The 19,217-nt window shown below is 39.3% G+C and carries 15 protein-coding genes; 6 read left to right on the forward strand and 9 right to left on the reverse strand.

The genetic code is table 11. The features are described from left to right. Positions 1-4 precede the first annotated feature (4 nt). Complete coding sequence (locus tag P1X15_RS02810) at positions 5-1,759, reverse strand: sensor histidine kinase KdpD (protein WP_277336613.1); 1,755 nt, start codon at positions 1,757-1,759, stop codon at positions 5-7. Between the two features lie 183 nt (positions 1,760-1,942). On the opposite strand from P1X15_RS02810, the gene P1X15_RS02815 reads away from it, so the two are divergent. After that, entirely contained in the window at positions 1,943-2,785 is an 843-nt protein-coding gene (locus tag P1X15_RS02815) for a T9SS type A sorting domain-containing protein (protein ID WP_277336614.1), read from the forward strand. A gap of 11 nt (positions 2,786-2,796) precedes the next feature. On the opposite strand, the gene P1X15_RS02820 is transcribed toward P1X15_RS02815, so the two are convergent. The 8 genes from P1X15_RS02820 to P1X15_RS02855 form a co-directional block, all read right to left on the reverse strand. Further along, positions 2,797-3,399 carry a tetratricopeptide repeat protein gene (locus tag P1X15_RS02820; RefSeq protein ID WP_277336615.1) on the reverse strand — a complete coding sequence of 201 codons (603 nt, stop codon included), beginning with the start codon at positions 3,397-3,399 and terminating at the stop codon, positions 2,797-2,799. 204 nt (positions 3,400-3,603) lie between these two features. Beyond that, the gene (locus P1X15_RS02825; protein WP_277336616.1) at positions 3,604-4,089 is read right to left on the reverse strand and encodes a hypothetical protein; all 486 of its coding nucleotides are present in this window, start codon (positions 4,087-4,089) and stop codon (positions 3,604-3,606) included. A gap of 14 nt (positions 4,090-4,103) precedes the next feature. Next, positions 4,104-5,396: an HlyD family secretion protein gene (locus P1X15_RS02830; RefSeq protein WP_277336617.1), complete on the reverse strand. Its 1,293-nt coding sequence runs from the start codon at positions 5,394-5,396 to the stop codon at positions 4,104-4,106. Further along, positions 5,396-7,603 carry a peptidase domain-containing ABC transporter gene (locus P1X15_RS02835; protein ID WP_277336618.1) on the reverse strand — a complete coding sequence of 736 codons (2,208 nt, stop codon included), beginning with the start codon at positions 7,601-7,603 and terminating at the stop codon, positions 5,396-5,398. The genes P1X15_RS02830 and P1X15_RS02835 overlap by 1 nt, the downstream gene beginning before the upstream one ends. Positions 7,604-7,614: 11 nt before the next feature. Beyond that, positions 7,615-8,799: a hypothetical protein gene (locus tag P1X15_RS02840; protein WP_277336619.1), complete on the reverse strand. Its 1,185-nt coding sequence runs from the start codon at positions 8,797-8,799 to the stop codon at positions 7,615-7,617. Next, complete coding sequence (locus P1X15_RS02845) at positions 8,786-10,120, reverse strand: amidohydrolase family protein (protein WP_277336620.1); 1,335 nt, start codon at positions 10,118-10,120, stop codon at positions 8,786-8,788. Before P1X15_RS02845 ends, P1X15_RS02840 begins: the two co-directional genes overlap by 14 nt. A 5-nt stretch (positions 10,121-10,125) precedes the next feature. After that, on the reverse strand, positions 10,126-11,463 hold the full coding sequence (locus P1X15_RS02850; RefSeq protein WP_277336621.1) for a DUF5106 domain-containing protein: 1,338 nt from the start codon (positions 11,461-11,463) through the stop codon (positions 10,126-10,128). 116 nt (positions 11,464-11,579) lie between these two features. After that, a complete protein-coding gene (locus P1X15_RS02855) occupies positions 11,580-11,744 on the reverse strand; it encodes a hypothetical protein (protein WP_277336622.1) in 165 nt (54 codons plus the stop codon). 227 nt (positions 11,745-11,971) lie between these two features. Between P1X15_RS02855 and P1X15_RS02860 the strand changes: the two genes are divergently transcribed. From P1X15_RS02860 to P1X15_RS02880, 5 genes are all read left to right on the forward strand, one after another. Continuing rightward, positions 11,972-12,361, forward strand: a complete 390-nt coding sequence (locus tag P1X15_RS02860; protein ID WP_277336623.1) for a helix-turn-helix domain-containing protein — start codon at positions 11,972-11,974, stop codon at positions 12,359-12,361. A 421-nt stretch (positions 12,362-12,782) separates the two neighbouring features. Continuing rightward, on the forward strand, positions 12,783-13,352 hold the full coding sequence (locus tag P1X15_RS02865) for an adenylate kinase (RefSeq protein ID WP_277336624.1): 570 nt from the start codon (positions 12,783-12,785) through the stop codon (positions 13,350-13,352). Positions 13,353-13,509: 157 nt separating this feature from the next. Beyond that, positions 13,510-14,502, forward strand: a complete 993-nt coding sequence (obgE, locus tag P1X15_RS02870; RefSeq protein ID WP_277336625.1) for a GTPase ObgE — start codon at positions 13,510-13,512, stop codon at positions 14,500-14,502. 105 nt (positions 14,503-14,607) lie between these two features. Continuing rightward, complete coding sequence (locus tag P1X15_RS02875) at positions 14,608-18,438, forward strand: sialate O-acetylesterase (RefSeq protein ID WP_277336626.1); 3,831 nt, start codon at positions 14,608-14,610, stop codon at positions 18,436-18,438. Beyond that, the gene (locus P1X15_RS02880) at positions 18,435-19,187 is read left to right on the forward strand and encodes a shikimate dehydrogenase (RefSeq protein WP_277336627.1); all 753 of its coding nucleotides are present in this window, start codon (positions 18,435-18,437) and stop codon (positions 19,185-19,187) included. The genes P1X15_RS02875 and P1X15_RS02880 overlap by 4 nt, the downstream gene beginning before the upstream one ends. Positions 19,188-19,217 lie beyond the last annotated feature (30 nt).

A 19,217-nucleotide genomic window follows, 5' to 3' on the forward strand; every position in this document is an offset into this window, starting at 1 on the left:
GAGGTTAGGCGCTTTCTTTTTTTAACGGTAATTGAATCGTAAACGTACTTCCTTCGCCCACTTTACTCTCTACGTGGATGCTCCCTCCGTGGGCTTCAATCATTTTTTTGACATAACTGAGCCCCAATCCAAACCCTTTTACATCATGGATATTGCCCGTAGGAACGCGGTAGAATGGGTCAAAAATCTTCAATTGTTGTTCTTTGCTGATACCACGGCCTTTGTCGCTTACACTTATATATACAAAATTATCGTCGTTGTAAGTACTAAGTCCGATGTGTGGCTGCTCTGTTGAATACTTGTTGGCGTTGTCGATTAAGTTGGTCAAAATGTTGGTAAGGTGCATAGGGTCGGCTTCCACGATTTCGTTTTCTGCTTCAAAACTCAGCTCCACTTCCCCTTGTCGCTGTTCTATTTGTACACCGAGGTTGTTGAGCACTTTTTCCAGAATATCATGAATATTGATAGCAGTTGTTTTGAGCTTGATTTCGCCTCGTTCTAGCAGCGCCATTTGCAGTACTTTTTCCACATGACTACCCAAGCGTTGATTTTCATCCTGGATAATTCCTAGATAACGATTGATTTTTGTGATTTCTCTGTGGTTTTGTACTTGTTCTTGGGCCATGCCTACGGCCAAAGAAATAGTCGAAATTGGTGTTTTGAACTCGTGAGTCATATTATTGATAAAATCATTTTTGACATCCGAGAGCTTCTTCTGTTTTAGAATAGTAGCTACCGCCACATAAAAACAACCCAAAATAACTACTAACAACAATACCGAGCTTATGAGCGAAAAGCCCATACTTTTCAAAATAAAATCTTGCCTTTGAGGGAAATACACTAAAAGCTGACTTGGAAGGTTATTGATTTCGTTGGGAAACAAAGTGGCTTTGAATAAGTCGGTGCTAGCGGTATCGGGGCGATAAGATGCGCTAGAAAAAATAACATTTTTGGGGAATGTATTTTGAATGGCAAACTCATAAGAAATTTCGATGCCCCGTTCCTGAAACGAATTTTTAAGTAAAGAATCAAGTGTAATCCGGTTGACACGTTGGCTTACAGGGCGTTTGCTAAAAAGCAAATCCTTAAAAACATCTTTCAGCAAATCGGTTTGGGCAACGGTTTGCTTGTTTTTTTCTTTTTTAGGAGCTATAATCTCTGAATAAGGCTTATGCGTTTTTTTGAGAGACGAGCGTACACTCAACAGCACTGAATTGTGATGAAGGCTATCATTGGCCCAGGTGGATTGTCCTATTTGTTCAAACCACGTATCAAAGATTTTTTCTTGTTCGGCATGGATTTTCAAAAAACGTTCGATATTGGGCAGTTCATTATTACGTTGCCGTAAAAATTCATTGATTAAGCTCGCCTGAAAATCCGTAATAGCTCTATTTCGGGGAATGAGCGCATCACTGATATTTCTTCCTGAGTTGGGCACATCATCATGCGTATTTTGGGCGTAGGTTTCGGGAAGGTTGGGTTTGGGAACATTGGATTTTTGAGCCAATCGATTTTTATTGAGGGCTTCTAGTTTGCGGCGTTGCTGTTCTATTTCTTCTCGTTGACGAATCAGGTAAATAATCTCCTGCTTTTCGAGTTTACGCACTACTTCTTGCATGGCTTCGGAGACTTTCAGATCAAACTGTTCGTTGCGTAGTTCCAAGGCACTCGTAATCCAGTGCCACTGAAAACCCACAAGCCCCAGCATAGCTAGCCCCATCAAACTAATCAATAACCGTATTTTTGATTTTGTCATCATTTTTTTTCGACCTCATGCAACATTCTTTTTCAGAAATGCGACCTTGTGATTGTGACTTTAACAACGTGTTAACGTTCAAATTAAGATAATTCTATCCATCCTTTAACACATTTTAAGAAACTTTAACATCGTCAGTTTGGGGAAGTTGTGCAATTTTCGAAAAAGTTTTAAAAAACAAAAAGCATGAAAACAAAATGGGTACTCATGGCATTGGTCGTAGGACTGGGAGTGGTCTCGACTGCTAATTCTCAAGAAGACACTAAACAACAGACCAACAAAGACAAAGTAACCGTAAGGGTACGAATGACCGAAGAAAAAGACGGTAAAACAGAAACCATCGAGCGGTCTTATACCTACAACAACCTCACAGGTGACGAACGTGAGTCGAAGATTAAGGCCATCGTGGATTCGCTTAAAGGCAATGACAAAAATGCTACCAATCGGCGGATGAGTATCATCATCGAAGAAGGCGACGGGATGCCTGAGCGTAGAATCGGTTCGCGCGAAGAGCGCACCCAAAATCGGACTCGTGAATATCGCTCTGGCCCCAACAACAACCGTTCAGAACAATGGAATAACAACAGAGACGATAAATTTCCTTTTGATGAGGAGGCATTTGCCGACCGCATGAAACGCATTGAGAAAAAAATTGAGCCTCAAATGCGTAAATTGGAGCGCAATATGGAAAACTGGAGCCGCGATTTTGAACCAAAGTTTAAAGAATTTTGGGAAGGCGACGTCAACTTCAGAGGAAGTCAGAAGCCGGCTTCGGTGCGAGGGCTAGAGGCTTTTCCTAACAACCCCGAAAAAAATGAATTAAATCTGCGTTTTTATGCGCCTATCAAAGGCGATGTACTGATTACCGTAACCGACACCAAAGGAAAGCAAATTGCCAAGAAAGAAGTAAAAGATTTTTCGGGGGATTTTGTGGGGCAGATAGACCTCGGCAAAAATCCTAAAGGAACTTATTTTGTGAGTGTAGTACAAAATGAAGATGGCGCCGTTAAGCGCATTGTAATAGAATAAAAAAAGCGTTTTTATTTAGCTTTTTCAAGTTCTTGAATTACTTCATGTAGTGTAATTTGATGAGGATAATAGGCATAAGCTTCATTATCCTCATTTTGTTTATAGCCTTCTTCAAATGATTTTTTTGCAATTTCCAGATAAGACTTATATTCTTTTGCCGTGTCTTTATTAATCATTGCTAAGTAAAAATTAGTATCAGGAAATTGAGGGAATTGTCTTAAACATTTTTTGAGATATATTTCTGCCTTTTTATAATTTTTCATTTCATAATAAACAATACCACAATAAAGCAACGTATTGTAATGTATGTTTTTAATACTATCACCTTTTGTTTGAATTTTAATGTCTTCTAAAAAATTTTGTTCTGCTTTTTTAAGATTTTTTAATTCCAAATAACAAAGCCCTTTATAAAAAGAATAAGAATGATCCATGACAAAAATATGAGGTGCTATTTTTTGAGCTAAATCAAAATCTATAATTGCCCCTTTATAATCTTTAGAAAATATACATTTCAAAAATGCCCGATAACTCACCCATCTTTCAGGGTCGTATTGTACTGCTTTGTCTTCAAGAGGGAAAGCACTTCCATAATCCCCATTTTTAATATAAGGCAAGCTTTTTGTTGATAAGCTCTTGCGATGTTGGGGCAAATAGAAATTAAGCTATCAAGGTAGACTTGCCATTTAGGGTGGTTATACCCAAATTTTTCCGCTCCATTATCAATATAGTGCTCGACAAGGCTATCTTGAACTTGCTTGGACGAGCAATCAATTATTTTTGAGTTTTGACCTAAGCAAATGATTTGAAAATAAAAAAGGCTAAGGAATAACAGCGACAATTTGGCCATGATGAATTTTATAAGAGATGAATGCGGTATAAGAAAGAGGTATTATGTTTTTATATTTGACTAGTTTCCAATCTTTTAATGACTTTGTAAATTCATACAAACTTTGAATAGTTTCTACTTTAAACTTCTTAGGTTGGTAATTTTCATCGGTTTGCATCAATTTTACATAGCTTATTTCGCCACTACAATTGACTCTAAACCGAAAAGTAACGTAACCGTTTTCCGTCAATTTTATATTTCTTTGATTCAAAAATGAAGAGGCATTTGTTTGAATCGTCGTTGAGCTTCGAGGATATTTCGCGTCATAACTGTAATAGTAGGATTCTCCTTTTGTATCAAAACAGTTTTTTCCAAGAACTAATGTTGTATCCATGTACTCTCCGTCAGGACGAACATAGATTTGACTTTGGGCAGCCAAGCTAGCAAGAAATAGAGAAAGTAATAGGTATCTATTCATAAATGGTTTTAGTGTTATTGCTGATTTAAAGCTCGTTTGACCTGATAAAATACTCGCTCAATAAGCCTCAAATCTTCGGTAATGATTTCGGCGGATGCTACCATTCCCGTTTTGTAAATGAGTTGTTTATTGGTGCCAGTTTTTAAGCCATTTGGCAAATTGACTGTTGCCAAAAAAAATTGACTATCAGGTGTAGGAACCTGTGAGATAGTAGCAATTTGTCCCTCTACTGCCCCAAACTCCTCAAAAGGATACCCTTGAAATTTTATTAAAACGCGTTGCCCTCTTTTTACTTTTCCAAAATTAACCTGAGGTATGTTTATTTCCCCAAAATAACGGCCACTAGTTCCCCCTACGTACATAATTTCTGTCCCCGCCCGTAGCGATTGATTTTCTTGCAGGGTCATTGAAAAATTTGTTTTTCCATCCGTTGGAGCGCGTAAAATAAAACGTCTTTGCCAATTTTCCAGTTCGCTTCTCAATGTATTCAACGCCTGAATAAACTGCGCTTTTTGCTCAATTGCCTGACGCTCAAGCTCCGTCAATTCTCTTTGTTTTTGGGTTTGAGCAGTTATATTATAAGTGATACTCATTTCCAACTGCCTGACAGGCAGTTGTTTATTGATGTATTTACTTTCTTCCCGTTGGTATTCTAAGGGAGAAATTACTTTTTCTTTGTAGAGTTTTACGTTGATTTCAAATTCTTTTTTTGCCAACTCTGCATCACGTTTGTGCAGTTCTAATTGGCCTAAAAGCTGTATTCTATTTTGTTGTAAATCCTTAAATTCGGCGCTTAAATAACTTTTACGTTTGTTATAATATTCGTTAGAAAACAACGCCAACGTTTGCGTGTAAGATTGCATGAAACTTTGATAAGTTGTTTGTAACTCCCCCAATTTTTGAAACCGATTGGCAGGGAATATATCAAGCTTATCGAAACTACCTGATTCAATTACTGTGTGAAGGTTCTTTAAATCTTTTTGTAATAATAAAACTTGCGAATGGTCGGCAGTAGCTTCTATAAAACCTATGATTTGGTCTTGTCTAATAATTTGATTGTCAGTAACAAATAACTTAATTAATCGACCCTCAGCACGTACCACAACAGGTTTTGGAGCGTTGTCGGAAGTGAGTCTGAAAGCTGCCGTAACGATAGTAGGGTAATGTACAAACCAACTAATAGTCCCAAGCGACAACAATACAAAGAAAATGACGGTAATTCCCCAACGCAAAATCCAAGCGGGAATTTGCTCCATGTAGTCGCGGATAGCCTCACTATTTACTTCTAATTCTTCTATTTTCGCCATTAGTTCCCCAATTCTAGCTGATTCTTTACTAATGAATAATAATAGCCACGTTGTGATACCAATTCTGGATGAGTTCCACTTTCTACAATTTCGCCTTGGTTCAATACGATAATTTGGTCAGCATTTTTGACTGTACTTAAGCGATGAGCCACTACTACCACTGTTCTGTTTTTGAAAAACCCTTCTAAATTTTTCATAATGACGGCTTCATTATTAGCATCTAAGGCACTGGTAGCTTCGTCGAAAAATAAGAATTCAGGATTTTTATACACAGCACGGGCAATGAAAATCCGTTGCCGTTGGCCGCCACTGATTCCCATTCCACTGGCTCCAATTCGGGTGTTAAAACCATTGGGCAATTCTTCTACAAAAGATTCAATATTGGCGATTTCAACTGCTTCCTGAAGTTTTGAGCGATTGACAAGGCCATTAGAATCTGATTCACTGATATTTCGGGCAATAGAATCAGCAAAAACATAGCCATCCTGCATTACTACACCGCATTGGCTTCGCCAAAAGTTATAACTCAAATTTTTGAGGTTTATTTTTCCAATACTGATTTGGCCGTTTGTAGGCTCATAAAACTTTAAAAGCAATTTCAACAAGGTAGTTTTACCGCTTCCACTCGCTCCTACAATCGCGGTTACTTTCCCTTCGGGTATGGTAAGACTGATGTTTTTCAACACCAATTCCGAGCTGCTGCTTCCGTACCGAAAATCTACATTTTGAACTTGAATGGTTTTGTGAGTGGGCAGCTCGTTTATAAGTGGGTCATCAAGCCGTTCTTCATTAAGTTTATCATGAATTTCAGAAAGTCGCTCAATGCTTATTTTGGCATCTTGGTAACTGCGTACAAAGGTGATAAAGTTGTTGAGAGGGACGTTCATTTGCCCTACAATGTACTGCACTGACAGCATTCCCCCCAATGAAATTTGTCCATCTATTACGGCTTTGGCCGCAATAAAACTAATGAACATATTCTTGACTTCGTTGATAAAACGCCCTCCTTCATTTTGAGTTTGAGAGAGGGCCAAACTGTTGATATTGAGCCGAAACAAACGGGTTTGAATCGCTTCCCATTCCCAACGGCGGCGTTTTTCGGAGCCGTTGAGTTTGATTTCCTGCATTCCGTTTATTAATTGAATCGTGCTGCTCTGATTACCAGAAGCTTGGTCAAAATAACGGTAATCTATTTCAGCCCGCCGTTTGAGAAACAGAAAAATCCAAGCCACATAAAGACTTGCTCCTAGTAAGAAAACCCAGAAAAGTTGGGCATTAAAATAAAACAGGATGCCGCCAAAAATGAGAAATGTGACCGTCGAAAAAAGCACATCTAAAGTAGTGGCCGAAAGAAAACCCTGCACGCGACTATGATCTTGAATGCGTTGCATGATGTCACCTGTGCTTTTGGAATCAAAAAAAGCCATGGGCAAATTCATTAGTTTCATCAAAAAATCGGATAACATACGGAGATTGATACGGCTCGTAACGTGCATCAAAATCCAACTCCGTATCACGTTTACGCTTGATTGTGAGATGAATAGCACTAACTGCGCGAGCAAAATCAAATACACAAAGTTAAGATTGCGCGTATTGATTCCCGTATCTACCACTTGCTGCGTCAGAAATGGAAAAATCAATTGTAAACCCGTGACTACCGTAAGGCCAAGTAAAACCTGAAATCCATAGGCATGGTACGGCCGAAAATAACGCCCCAGAAATCCCCAAAACGATTTTTTAGGAGATGATGATTCGTTTTTCTGTTCAAAAAATAAGGGAGTGGTTTCAAATAACAACAGCACTCCTTCAGCATCTTCCTGCGTGGCTTTGTTGGGTATCCACCCTTTCAGGAAATCCTGTTTGGTATAAGTGATAAGTTGGTAGGCAGGGTCTCCCACGACTACTTTCTCGGGGGTAGCTTCATAGATTACTACATAATGCCGCTGCCGCCAATGCGCAATGCACGGCAAGGGAATTTGGGAAGACAAATCGTCATAGGTAACATTGAGCGCAAGTGTGCTAAATCCAATTTTTTCAGCAGCATCGGCCAGTCCTCCCATGGTAGTGCCGTCGCCGGCTAAGTTGGATATTTCGCGCAAATAAGCTGCCTCAACCGAGCGACCATGATACTTACTGATCATCCGTAGGCAAGTAGGGCCACAGTCTCGTGTGTCTAATTGTTTATAGAAGGGGTATTTTTTACGCATGATTCAAGGCATCAAATACCACTTTTAGCCATAAATTTTTCAAACGGATTTATTTGTGAAAAATGGAAATAACTGAATTCTGAGGGTTGATTAGATAAGTCAAAAACGCCTTCTAAGTGTTCTATTTTTTTGATATAATCAGCGCACAATGTATCTAAAAGTTGATAAATTTCTTTTCCCCTATTAGTATATACGTCGTCTAAATATAATAATTCCAGCCCTGTACGAAATCGTTTTTTTAAATCGGTAAATCGTCCTAAAAACTCATGCTTTTGAATACCCAAAAAAATATCTGCTTTGTACAACTCAAAGAAAGCTTCGTAGCGTTTGGCTACGGTGTACAGTCCATGAAAAGCCGAAAAAATACTTCTTTCTTCGCTTTGAAGTCCAATCACATTTCCTAATTGTGTTTGTTCTACATCAATTTTGAAATAATTAGACCGATTAAACAGCATAATGTTAAAAGTATTGTGAGAACATTGATGTATCAACTCTTCTAGAAAAAAGATTGTTCCATTAGTTGGAATAGTACTCAAAAAAGCACAACCTGTAGCCCCGATATTAGCAAAACAATTAACTTGAGGGTTGAAAAATACTGATAGTGTTCGATTGGTTGAGGTTATTTCTTTGCAGAGGTTTGGTAGATGAATTTTCAGTATTTCTAAGGCACGGTCAACGCTTTGTATATGACGGTGTGTCGTTTGGGTAACTTCAATATCTAAAATTTGTCTATTGCCGTTGGCTTGGTAGAACGAATTTAGTAAAGGATTTTTATGCCTATAAATTTCTATTTTCCCATCTAATACAGTTAGACAAGGTAAAAAGCCGTATGAGATGTTCTTTAATTGGTATGTTTCGCCGTCACATTCTAGCAGTAACTTTTGATTTGAGTATTCAGTATAAAAATAACCTACTTGCGGAACATACACTGTACCATCTGCATCTGAAATAACTTCAAAGCATCCTTGTTTTTCAGTAAAATACGCGCACAAAATTTGTTCCAATGTTGTATAGGAAGGACCACCTGAACTTAAATATGCAATCAAAAGGGGTTCTAAAAATGCACTATCATTTTCAAAATCAAGGCGTTCAAAGATGGTCTCGTTAGTTCTGTAAAGAGCCGCTTTGATATAATCAGAGATGGCCATTTTTCCCAACTGAATTTCTTTTTTGAACAATATATCAAGGTTGTTCACGGTAGTTTTGTTTGCAAGTTTGTATCAATTCATTAATTTGTGAGGCTGAAAACCATTGCCCACGTTTCATTACACCTTTTATTTTTCGTAAATTTTCAATATCTTCAAGTGGATTGGCTGCAAGCAATACCAAGTCGGCCACGTTGTTTTTCTGAATACTTCCCCATTGGTTCGCTTCGCCCATGTACTCGGCTGCATTAAGGGTGGCAGCCCGCAAAATATCATATTCAGGGAGGCCTGCTTTCTTGTACCATTTCATTTCGTCAATCATTGCTAAACCCGGTACTTGAAAAACTGTAGAAGCATCTGGACTCACCAATAATTTACATCCATTTTGGTGTAGTTTACTGAGTATTATTAGTTTCTTTTCGATGTATTCTTTTTCAACTTGTTGCTCTTTTCTTAAAGAATCAGGGTGTTTTTGGGCTTGCTTAGCAAAATAATCATCAAAGGTTTTTGTCCAACTTGCTACCAGCCCTGTGGGTAAACGGTCTAAGCCCGGGCGTTTTTTTAGCTCGTTATAGGGTACTTGTGTATAATTTACAAAATACCAATCCAATGTAGGGCAATTGTAAACCTGCCGGGTTTTAGTTTGTTCTATGGCGGCAGAGAGTTCAGGGCTGTTGATAGATAAATTTTCATAACCACCTAAGTGCTCAATGCTGTTGAGTCCTTTGCTGAGTGCGTGGGCAATGGTTACGCCATTGGGTACGTGCCCCGACAGTTTAAAACTGTGATTTTGTGCCAATTGTGCCAACGTATCAAACCAAGCAACTGAGGGTACACTTAAGACTTTGAGTGACTGATAGCCTTGACTTTGGTAGCTTTTTAGCAGTTTTTGGAGGGAGTCACCTCGTATCCATACTCTGCTGGCATAAAATGGTGGTGCTGAAGTATAAATATCGGGATTAGTTTTTTGAGTGGCTTCTTTCTGGATGACCAAATCGGCATCAGCCCCTCGCATCGAACGCAGGTGAGTAACGCCGGCAGCTAATTGCAATTTCAAAAATTCATCAGTACCATAGCCATACTTCGTTTGGCGTGGGATATGTACGTGCATATCTGCTAATCCCGGTATGAGGTATTGGTTAGTAGCGTCAATGAGAGTTGCCGATTTATACCTTTTTTTACTGCTTTTTACAATACGCTCTATCACACCATACTTTACTACTACATCTTGATTATACAGTATTGTGTTTTTGTGAATAGGAATGATATTTACGTTTTTGAAAATTGTTGTCTGTTGGCCAAATAACTTACACGTAACGAGAAAAAATAAACAAGCACTACTGAACTTCGAACGAATTGAATGATATGTCATGATTATTATTTTGAAATTAAAGGATTATCTTTACTATGAAGGTTATAAAATGGTTCTAAATCTTCTACACCAATTCGCCTAGCTATAATTTTATGGTTTTTATCTACAATATAGATAGTAGGAGTTGAAATAGCATCATAGTCTTTCCGATAGTCTACTTTTCGTGAAACAGTTAATCCATACCCGTTGGCTAAATTTTGCCATTTATTATCACTAATAAATTTTTTCCAGTCTTCTTCACTTCCTTCGATAGAAATTGGCATCACCTGAACTCCGTAATTCCTATATTTGTCATAAAAGGATTTTAACTTAGGAGCAGCCTCTTTACAATGACCACAAGAGGGGGAGTAGAAAAATATTACATTAAAATCTCCATTTAGTTCATAGATATAACTAAAACTGCCACGTATATTTTGAACTCCAATGTTTGGGATTTCTCTATTTAATAATAGAGGCTTTAAAATGCTTATTTTTTCTTTTAATGCCTTAAGTGTAGAAGTGTCGTTCAAAGTTATGATTTCTGTTAAATAGTAATTTTCTACCATATGAACAAATACTCCTTCTGTACCCATAATTTTAGGAATTTCATACTGGTTTGTTATATATGAGATGATGTATGAAACAAAATCTTTTTGATATCCTTTCTGTGCCTTATTTATTAGTTGATTGGCACTTTTTATAATAGAGTCTTCTCTTTGAATAGTTAAATTCTTAATGTACCTTTCTAATTTTTGATGTAAAAAAGGTGTTTTAGCTAATCTTGTGTCGGAAAAATCAAAATTGTCCCAGTAATGAGCTTTGTAATATTCAAATAATTTTGTACTATCAATTGATCCATTAGGCAGTTTAGGGGCATTGCTAATATCGGTGTCTGCTGCGGTTTTTAATAGCTTTGTAACATAATACCCTTTGTTCTTGTTTATAAATTTTTCGTAAAAAACTTTGCGTTCATCTAATATGATATTTTGATTTTTAGAGAGTTTAGCTTCTTTATATTTTTCTTGATTTACCTTCATGAATTTTTGAAAATCATAGAATAATTTATTTTCATGAGAATTCATGATTTTCATTTTTTCTATTATATCTGATGTGTCTGTACTGAAGCTAAATTGCTGTGCATCTGAAATAATTAAACTGATAGTTTTGTTACGATTAGGTAATAAGATTTCATATATTCCTGTGTCTAATTTTTCATTTTTTGAAAAAATTATTCTACCTGTTTTGTCTACTTTGGCAGTGTCTTTGGCATAAAGTTGTGAAGAATAGTGGTTGTATGCGAGAATACAATTGCCATCGGTTATACCCCGAATTACCCCTTCAATACGATATACTTCTTGACTCAATAGATTTGAGCTATATGTTATTAATAAAGTTATTAATAGCCTTTTCATTTATATCTATCCATTCCATCTCGACAGTAATCGATTATTCATTAGTCTATTACTGTCGAGACTTAAAACTAATTTTTTAAAATTACTTCTGTTTTAGGGTCAGGAGATCCTGAAGGTGGCGGAAGAATACTTGGCGTGTGGCAATTGTCCAGATTTCCACCCTTAATCGCTTCCAAATTAGCGACTACGTTTCCTGACTGTGCCTTTAATTCGGCTAATGATAATCTTTTCATGTTGTTTTTATACCAAAGGGGAATAGTGATAGCGATAATGCTTTTTAGCCTTTGGCGGATTCAAAAAAACAAGTAAAAAAACAAGTAAAAAAATAAGCAATTAATTAATTTTATTAAGGTTTTGTTTTTTGTTTTCAAGATAAATAACTAATGGTGGCGTTGTTGATATAGGTGACTTTTTAAGCTGAATAGGGTCTTAGAGAAACAGCCTCAAACCGAAAAGCCGTATGAGTTTAGGTACTCTTCTTCGTAAAAATCGCGACCGCTGCAAACTAACAGGGTCAGAAATCGCTGATTTATTGGGGGTATCGCAAGGTACCTATCATAATTGGGAGAGTGGAAAAACCAATCTGCCGGCCAAATATTTACCCCAATTGGCGGAAATCTTCAAAGTGGAGATTATAGAGCTTATCCCAGCGCGTAATGTGGCTCTAAGTCATGATAGGCCGCAGTCAGCAAATCAAGAGAAGGTAGCCACGGATTCTGAAGCCAAAGTAGAGCCGCTTGAACTCTACCAAAAACTTTTAGAGAGCAAAGAGGTCGTCATTAGGTTGCAAACGGAAGAAATTAGGCGATTGCAAAAAAGGCTTGCGGATCTGGAGGCTAACTCATTTTAAGCCAGAATTAAAGGCTAGGGAGCCAATTAGTTCAATTTTAGCTTATTTGTTGGGGAGTTTGTGCCTCAAAACCCTTGAAGATAGCGCATTTGAATAAAACAAAAACGAATGGAAACGTCGCTTGAGGAAATAAAACAACTACTTCCAGAAGTAATTATCTCTCAGAATGACACTGATGCAAAGTTTAAAGAAACCGACCGAAAACTTAAAGAGGGGAGTATGTAGATTGGCAGTAGCGGTGAGCATTTTGGTTCTTGAGTTTAAAATCAATGGCCCCTTATACACCCAACTACCCTATTTTAGCAGATTCCTTTTTTAATTTGTTGCCAAAAACAGTTAAAGAGTGTTACGAAATTGTAAATTTGCGCATTAAACCACTCAAATTTATAGCACTACCTCCATCAAACGCACTTTCTGTCAGATGCTTAACATTGTACTTTTTGGCCCTCCGGGTGCGGGCAAAGGCACTCAAGCTGCTAAACTCATCGAAAAATACCAATTGGTTCACATTTCCACCGGAGATTTGTTCAGGATGCACATCAAAGAACAAACCGAGCTGGGTAAGCGTGTCAAAGATTTACTGGACAATGGTATCTTGGTGCCCGATTCAGTGACTATCGATATGCTGGAGGAAGAAGTACAGAAAAATCCTGATGCCAAGGGCATTATTTTTGATGGATTTCCGCGTACTGTACCGCAGGCAGAAGCGCTAGATGCTTTTTTAGCTTCCAAAAATGCCTCTATCAAAACCGTATTGCAGCTGGATGTGGACGAAGGCGAGCTAAAACGGCGTATTGCCGAGCGTAAAAAAGTCAGTGGCCGCGCTGATGATGACGAAGAAAAATTGGTAAAAAGAATCGATGAATATTTTAATAAAACGGTTCATGTGTTGCCTTATTATGAAGCACAAGGTAAGCTTACAGTGGTAAACGGAATCGGTCAAATTGAAACTATTTTTGGGAATTTATGCGAGGCAATTGATGCCGAATAATAAATTTAACCTATAGATTCATACATACTCTGCTATTTCTTTGCGAAATTTGTAACTCGTGTGGCCAAAATTTATGGTAGCCACACGAGTTTTTGTTTATATTCACACCTATCTTCAATTAATTGATAACGAATAAATTGTGCTTTGGCACATCAATATGGCTAGTTCAAACTTTATAGATTACGTAAAAATAAATTGCCGTTCAGGAGCTGGAGGCGCAGGGTCAGTACACTTCCGTCGTGAAAAATTTGTAGATAAAGGCGGTCCCGATGGAGGTGACGGAGGACGGGGGGGCCACGTCATATTAAAAGCAAATCCTCAATTGTGGACATTGCTGCACTTGAAATATCAAAAACACATCAAAGCCGAAAATGGTCAAGCTGGAAGCGGCGCCCGTTGCAACGGAAAGCAAGGAAATGACGTCATAATAGAAGTACCCCTAGGCACAGTGGCCAAGCACGCCGAAACAGGTGAAATTTTGGCGGAAGTGACCGAAGCAGGGCAAGAGGTGATTTTGTTGAAAGGTGGTCGCGGAGGATTGGGAAATCATCACTTCAAATCATCGACCAATCAAACTCCCCTTCATGCTCAGCCGGGCGAAGGTGGGCTAGAAGAGTGGGTGGTGTTGGAGTTGAAACTTTTGGCCGATGTAGGTTTGGTGGGCTTTCCGAATGCTGGTAAATCCACTTTGCTTTCGACAGTTTCGGCGGCACGCCCCGAAATCGCCGATTATCCCTTTACGACGCTTGTGCCCAACTTGGGAGTGGTGTCTTATCGCGATTTTAAATCGTTTGTGATGGCGGATATACCCGGGATTATTGAGGGAGCCTCGCAGGGGAAAGGGCTGGGATTGAGGTTTTTGAGACATATTGAGCGCAACTCTATTTTGTTGTTTTTGATACCGGCCACGAGCGAAGACGTCGGAAAAGAATACCGGACTCTTCTTCATGAGCTTGAAGTGTATGATGCGACATTACTCGATAAAGCTCATCTGTTGGCTATCTCCAAAGGAGATTTGGTGGATGAAGAAACAAAAAAAGAGGTGTTGAAAAAAATACCTTCGGAGGTGCCTTACGTATTTACATCGTCGGTAACCCAAGAAGGAATTAATGAACTGAAAGATTTGATTTGGAAAACGTTGAATAGCTAACTCCCTAATAATTAAAGGCGAAGGAAGTTTTTGGGAAAATGGAGTTGGTATAGTTTGTGATGCCTATTATTAAAACGATAATATATTCCACCAAAATAATTACAAATGAAATTGAACAATTACTTTCTTGCTTTTTTGCGTAGTTTAGGATGTCTTCTTTTTCCTTTAGCCGTTTTGGGGCAAATCAACATCACTTTCCCTACTAGTAGAATTGTATTTCAGCGTGATAATGGAGGCAACGGTACCATTTTTGTCACAGGACAATATTCTCAAAACATAGATAGAGTAGAAGTCAGGGTGGTACCAATGAACTCTGGGCAAGGCGAACAAACCGACTGGCGGGTGCTTCAAAATGCTCCTCAAGGTGGTTTCTATTCTGGTAAGATTCAGGTGAGAGGGGGATGGTATGAATTACAAGTACGTGGAATATTCAATAACAATGTGATCAGTACTGCCGAACTCCAAAGGGTAGGTGTGGGAGAAGTGTTTTTGGTGGCAGGGCAATCCAATGCCCAAGGGTTTTATAACTACGGTGCCCCTGGTACTGGCGACGACCGCGTCAACTGTGTTAGTTATCGTAACGTAACCAATCAAAATAACAGTTTTCCTCAGCCCAATTTTGTAAGAATGGGTGACAATAGCGACATTGGCCCTAGAGGACTTTCTGCATGGTGTTGGGGGCGATTAGGGGATATGTTGGCAAGCCGACTAAATGTCCCTATTTTGTTTTATAATGCTGCTTGGGAAGGAACAGCCTCCAAAAACTGGAGTGAAACCGTAGATGGTGGAATCACTAATAGCATTTATGTGAATGATTCTTACCCCATAGGTCAGCCTTATGGAAACCTTCGGATGGCGCTCAACTATTATGCAAGTACTACAGGACTTAGAGCTGTACTCTGGCATCAAGGAGAGGCTGATAATCAGCTCAATACTTCTGCAGGAACCTATCGGGACAACCTTCAAAATGTAATCAGAAAATCTCGTCAGCATTTTGGTAGGGATATCGGCTGGGTGATTTCTAGAGTATCCTATTATAATTCAAAAGGAAGTAATCAAGAAGTTATCAATGGACAAAATGAATTAGTGACAAATACTCATGCAGTGTTTTTTGGCCCTAATACTGACGGAATACAAGTCCCTCGCCCCGATGGGTTTCATTTTCAAAATCAAGGATTATCAGATTTAGCCAATGCTTGGAGCAACTCTTTAGATGATAATTTTTTTAATTCATGTTTTCCCCAAACAGGAAATTATCCTAGTTTTTCGGTAAGTTGTGTGAGTGGCAATCAGCTCAATATCAATGTTCAGGGTGTTTTTACTTCAGTACAATGGAACAATGGAGCACAAGGGTCATCGGTCAATTTTGGGCCGGGTAATTATCAGGCTACCATACGCGATGGGGCTGGGAATGTATATTTTACGCCCCAAATCAATGTCCCCAATGATATCCAAAGCGCGGCTGTAAATATCCAAGTAGATGGCAAACTACCACTTTGTCAAGGTAGTAGTGTGACTCTTATTTCTAGCAATCCATCTAATAATCAATGGAATACTGGGTCTACCAATCAACGCTTAGAAGTGAACTCTTCGGGGACTTATACTGTCTCTACCAAAAACTTATATGGATGCTCCGCACAAGCGAGTATTACGGTTACTTCTTTTACAGGTGCTCCCCCCGCAAAACCTACTATTTCGCCTTCGGGGGCAACTACTTTTTGTCAAGGGGGGGAAGTCACGCTCACTGCCACCGAAGCTGCTGAATACCGTTGGTCTACTGGAGATAGAGGTCGGAATGTGGTGGCACGAAACACTGGAAACTATGAAGTAAGGGTCTTAGATGCGCAAGGTTGTATTTCGGAGCCTACAAGCCTGAGCGTACAGGTTAATAGTCCGCCAGCGGCACCTACTATTACAGCTTCAGGAATAACTACTTTTTGTGAAGGTGGGAAAGTAGTACTTTCTTCCAATTATAATTCTGGTAATATCTGGAGTAATGGTTCACAAGCAAAAGATGTTGAAATCAGCAGTTCGGGTACTTACAATGTGCGCTTTAGAGATGGTAATGGCTGTGATGGGATTTCAAATAATATTACTGTTACGGTAAATCCTCTACCGAGTGCCCCTGTCATCACGCGCGAACGGCCTACTACTTTTTGCGAAGGTGACTACACTGTTTTGGCTTCTAGTAGTTCTGCGATTTATAATTGGAATAATGGCGAAAAATCAAGACGCCTCACCATCTCCAAACCAGGAGATTTTTCGCTTTCAGTAACTGACGCCAATGGTTGTACTTCGGCTGCCTCTGAGGTAGTCAATGTCAAAGTGAATCCATTGCCAGCAGCACCTACTATTACAGTTGACCGAAACCCAGTGATTTGTGAAAATGAAGTTGTAACCCTTACTTCTTCTGAGCAGTCAGGTTATATTTGGAGTAATGGCCAAAATACTCGAAGTGTTACGGTCAATATCAGTAGTCAGTATTCGGTCAGAACGGTGGATGCTAACCAATGTCAGTCATTGCCTTCCAATATAATCTCATTAAGAGTCAACCCCCTTCCTGCCAAACCAATCATCACAGCGCAAGGCCCTACTACCTTTTGTGATGGGGGGCAGGTGACATTGTCTACAAATTATGATAGAGGAATCAACTGGAGTAGTTTTCAGACTACCCAAAGTATAGTAGCTACCAAAGGAGGGAATTATAATGTAAGCTACGTTGATGATAACGGTTGTCGGTCGGTTTCGGATGCGTTTGTGGTGACAGTCCACCCTTTGCCTGCGGCACCTACTATAGTCAACGAAAAGCCTACTACCTTCTGTATGTTTGATAATACTGTGCTTACCGTCACATCGCCTGGCGATGTGTTTAATTGGAGCAACGGAGGACGGGGAAGAAGTATCACGGTGTTTTCGGCGGGGCAGGTAAGTGCTACCGTTTTCGAACCTCGGACAGGCTGCACCTCACCTGCTTCACAATCGGTACAAATTGTAGTCAATCCAATTCCCGATCGTCCTACTATCACTGCTACAGGCCCTACCGCTATTTGTGCCGATAAGACTGTTACTCTTACAGCTACTGATGCTAGTGCTTATCAGTGGTCAAATCAAGGCAATACCAAGAGTATATCTGTCAATGTACAGGGAAATTATACGGTAGTGGTACGCAATCAATTTGGCTGTGCTTCTGCCGCTTCTGAACCTATTTTTATCAAAGTAAATCCTTTGCCCAACGCGCCCACGGTGATAGCTGAGAGTCGAACTACTTTTTGTGACGGTGACCAAGTGGCATTGCGGGTGGATTCTCCTCTGCAAGTAATCTGGAATACAAGCGAAGAAGTATCGCGGATTATTGCCAAGCAGTCGGGCAATTATGCCGCTAGGCTTAGGGATGAAATTGGTTGTCAATCACCTTTTTCTAGCTCGGTAAGGGTAGATGTAAAGGCCTTACCAGCCACGCCTGTCATTGCCAAAGTAGGTGTGTATAGTCTCCAAGTAGATAATATCACTCCCACAGCTACTTATACATGGAAAGTAAACAACCAGAATATTGGAGATACACAGCCTTATCTCAAAACAGGGCAAGTGGGTAGCTATACGGTTTTTTCGTCGGTTCAGCATAGCTCTACCTTGACTTGTGTTTCCAAAATATCCACTGCTTATGCGTTTGAGATTGATGCCTCAAGTACTGGATTGGGTGTTTATCCTAATCCTTCCTTTGATGGTAAAGTGATTGTGGAGACGCTCGAAAATTTGAAAGATGCTACGGTGGTGGTATATGATGTGACTGGAAAAGTAGTAAGTACGGCAGAACTTCCTTCTCTTAATACACAAGTACAATTTGATTTTAGGAATTTAGCCATCGGAACCTACTATTTGCAGGTTTTGTCCAAAGAATTTAAGCAAACCAAAAAGATTGTTATTAGTAAACCATGAGATTATTTGCCCTGATAGGTTATCCTTTGACCCATTCGTTTTCTAAAAAATATTTTACCGAAAAATTTGAAAAAGAAGGTATTGCCGAGAGCAAATATGAGCTACTTGAATTGCCAGACTATCATAATTTTCCAGCACTTATTGCAGCTCATCCTACTTTAGTGGGCTTGAATGTGACGATTCCTCACAAACAAAATGTGATACCATTTTTGGACGAATTAGATGAGGCTTCGGCGGCGCGGATTGGAGCCGTAAACACTATCAAAATCTTGCTCGATGGCCGACTGAAAGGATTTAACACCGATTATTATGGTTTTAGGCTTTCTTTGGAACAATGGCTTGCAGGATTGCAGCTCCAAGCAGCATCTCTAAAGGCGTTGGTATTGGGCAATGGCGGCGCAGCCAAAGCTGTTTTGACCGCTTTGACAGATGTGGGGATTGAGTATCAAATTGTATCTCGCCAACCAGCAAGAACAACGCTAGGATATGACCAACTTACGCCCGAAATAATGGCGACTTATCGTCTCATTATCAATACTTCGCCTGTAGGGACTTATCCGAAAGTAGATGAGTGCCCTGCTATTCCGTATCAATATGTAGGGGAAAATCATCTTTTGTATGATTTGGTATATAACCCCGCTGAGACGCTTTTTTTGCAAAAAGGAAAACAAAACGGCGCACACACTCACAATGGTTTGCCCATGCTACATCTGCAAGCTGAAAAGGCTTGGGAAATTTGGAATGAATGAGATTTTTCGTTTTGTTAATAAACTTTCTCG

This window comes from Runella sp. MFBS21 (assembly GCF_029433105.1).
Lineage (GTDB): Bacteria > Bacteroidota > Bacteroidia > Cytophagales > Spirosomataceae > Runella.

Bases quoted from the DNA above. Each gene is read 5' to 3' on its own strand.
- P1X15_RS02835 (WP_277336618.1), bottom strand. From the start codon at position 7,603: ATGCGTAAAAAATACCCCTTCTATAAACAATTAGACACACGAGACTGT.
- P1X15_RS02855 (WP_277336622.1), bottom strand. From the start codon at position 11,744: ATGAAAAGATTATCATTAGCCGAATTAAAGGCACAGTCAGGAAACGTA.
- P1X15_RS02815 (WP_277336614.1), top strand. From the start codon at position 1,943: ATGAAAACAAAATGGGTACTCATGGCATTGGTCGTAGGACTGGGAGTG.
- P1X15_RS02810 (WP_277336613.1), bottom strand. From the start codon at position 1,759: ATGATGACAAAATCAAAAATACGGTTATTGATTAGTTTGATGGGGCTA.
- P1X15_RS02825 (WP_277336616.1), bottom strand. From the start codon at position 4,089: ATGAATAGATACCTATTACTTTCTCTATTTCTTGCTAGCTTGGCTGCC.
- P1X15_RS02880 (WP_277336627.1), top strand. From the start codon at position 18,435: ATGAGATTATTTGCCCTGATAGGTTATCCTTTGACCCATTCGTTTTCT.
- P1X15_RS02860 (WP_277336623.1), top strand. From the start codon at position 11,972: ATGAGTTTAGGTACTCTTCTTCGTAAAAATCGCGACCGCTGCAAACTA.
- P1X15_RS02845 (WP_277336620.1), bottom strand. From the start codon at position 10,120: ATGACATATCATTCAATTCGTTCGAAGTTCAGTAGTGCTTGTTTATTT.
- P1X15_RS02865 (WP_277336624.1), top strand. From the start codon at position 12,783: ATGCTTAACATTGTACTTTTTGGCCCTCCGGGTGCGGGCAAAGGCACT.
- obgE (WP_277336625.1), top strand. From the start codon at position 13,510: ATGGCTAGTTCAAACTTTATAGATTACGTAAAAATAAATTGCCGTTCA.
- P1X15_RS02875 (WP_277336626.1), top strand. From the start codon at position 14,608: ATGAAATTGAACAATTACTTTCTTGCTTTTTTGCGTAGTTTAGGATGT.
- P1X15_RS02830 (WP_277336617.1), bottom strand. From the start codon at position 5,396: ATGGCGAAAATAGAAGAATTAGAAGTAAATAGTGAGGCTATCCGCGAC.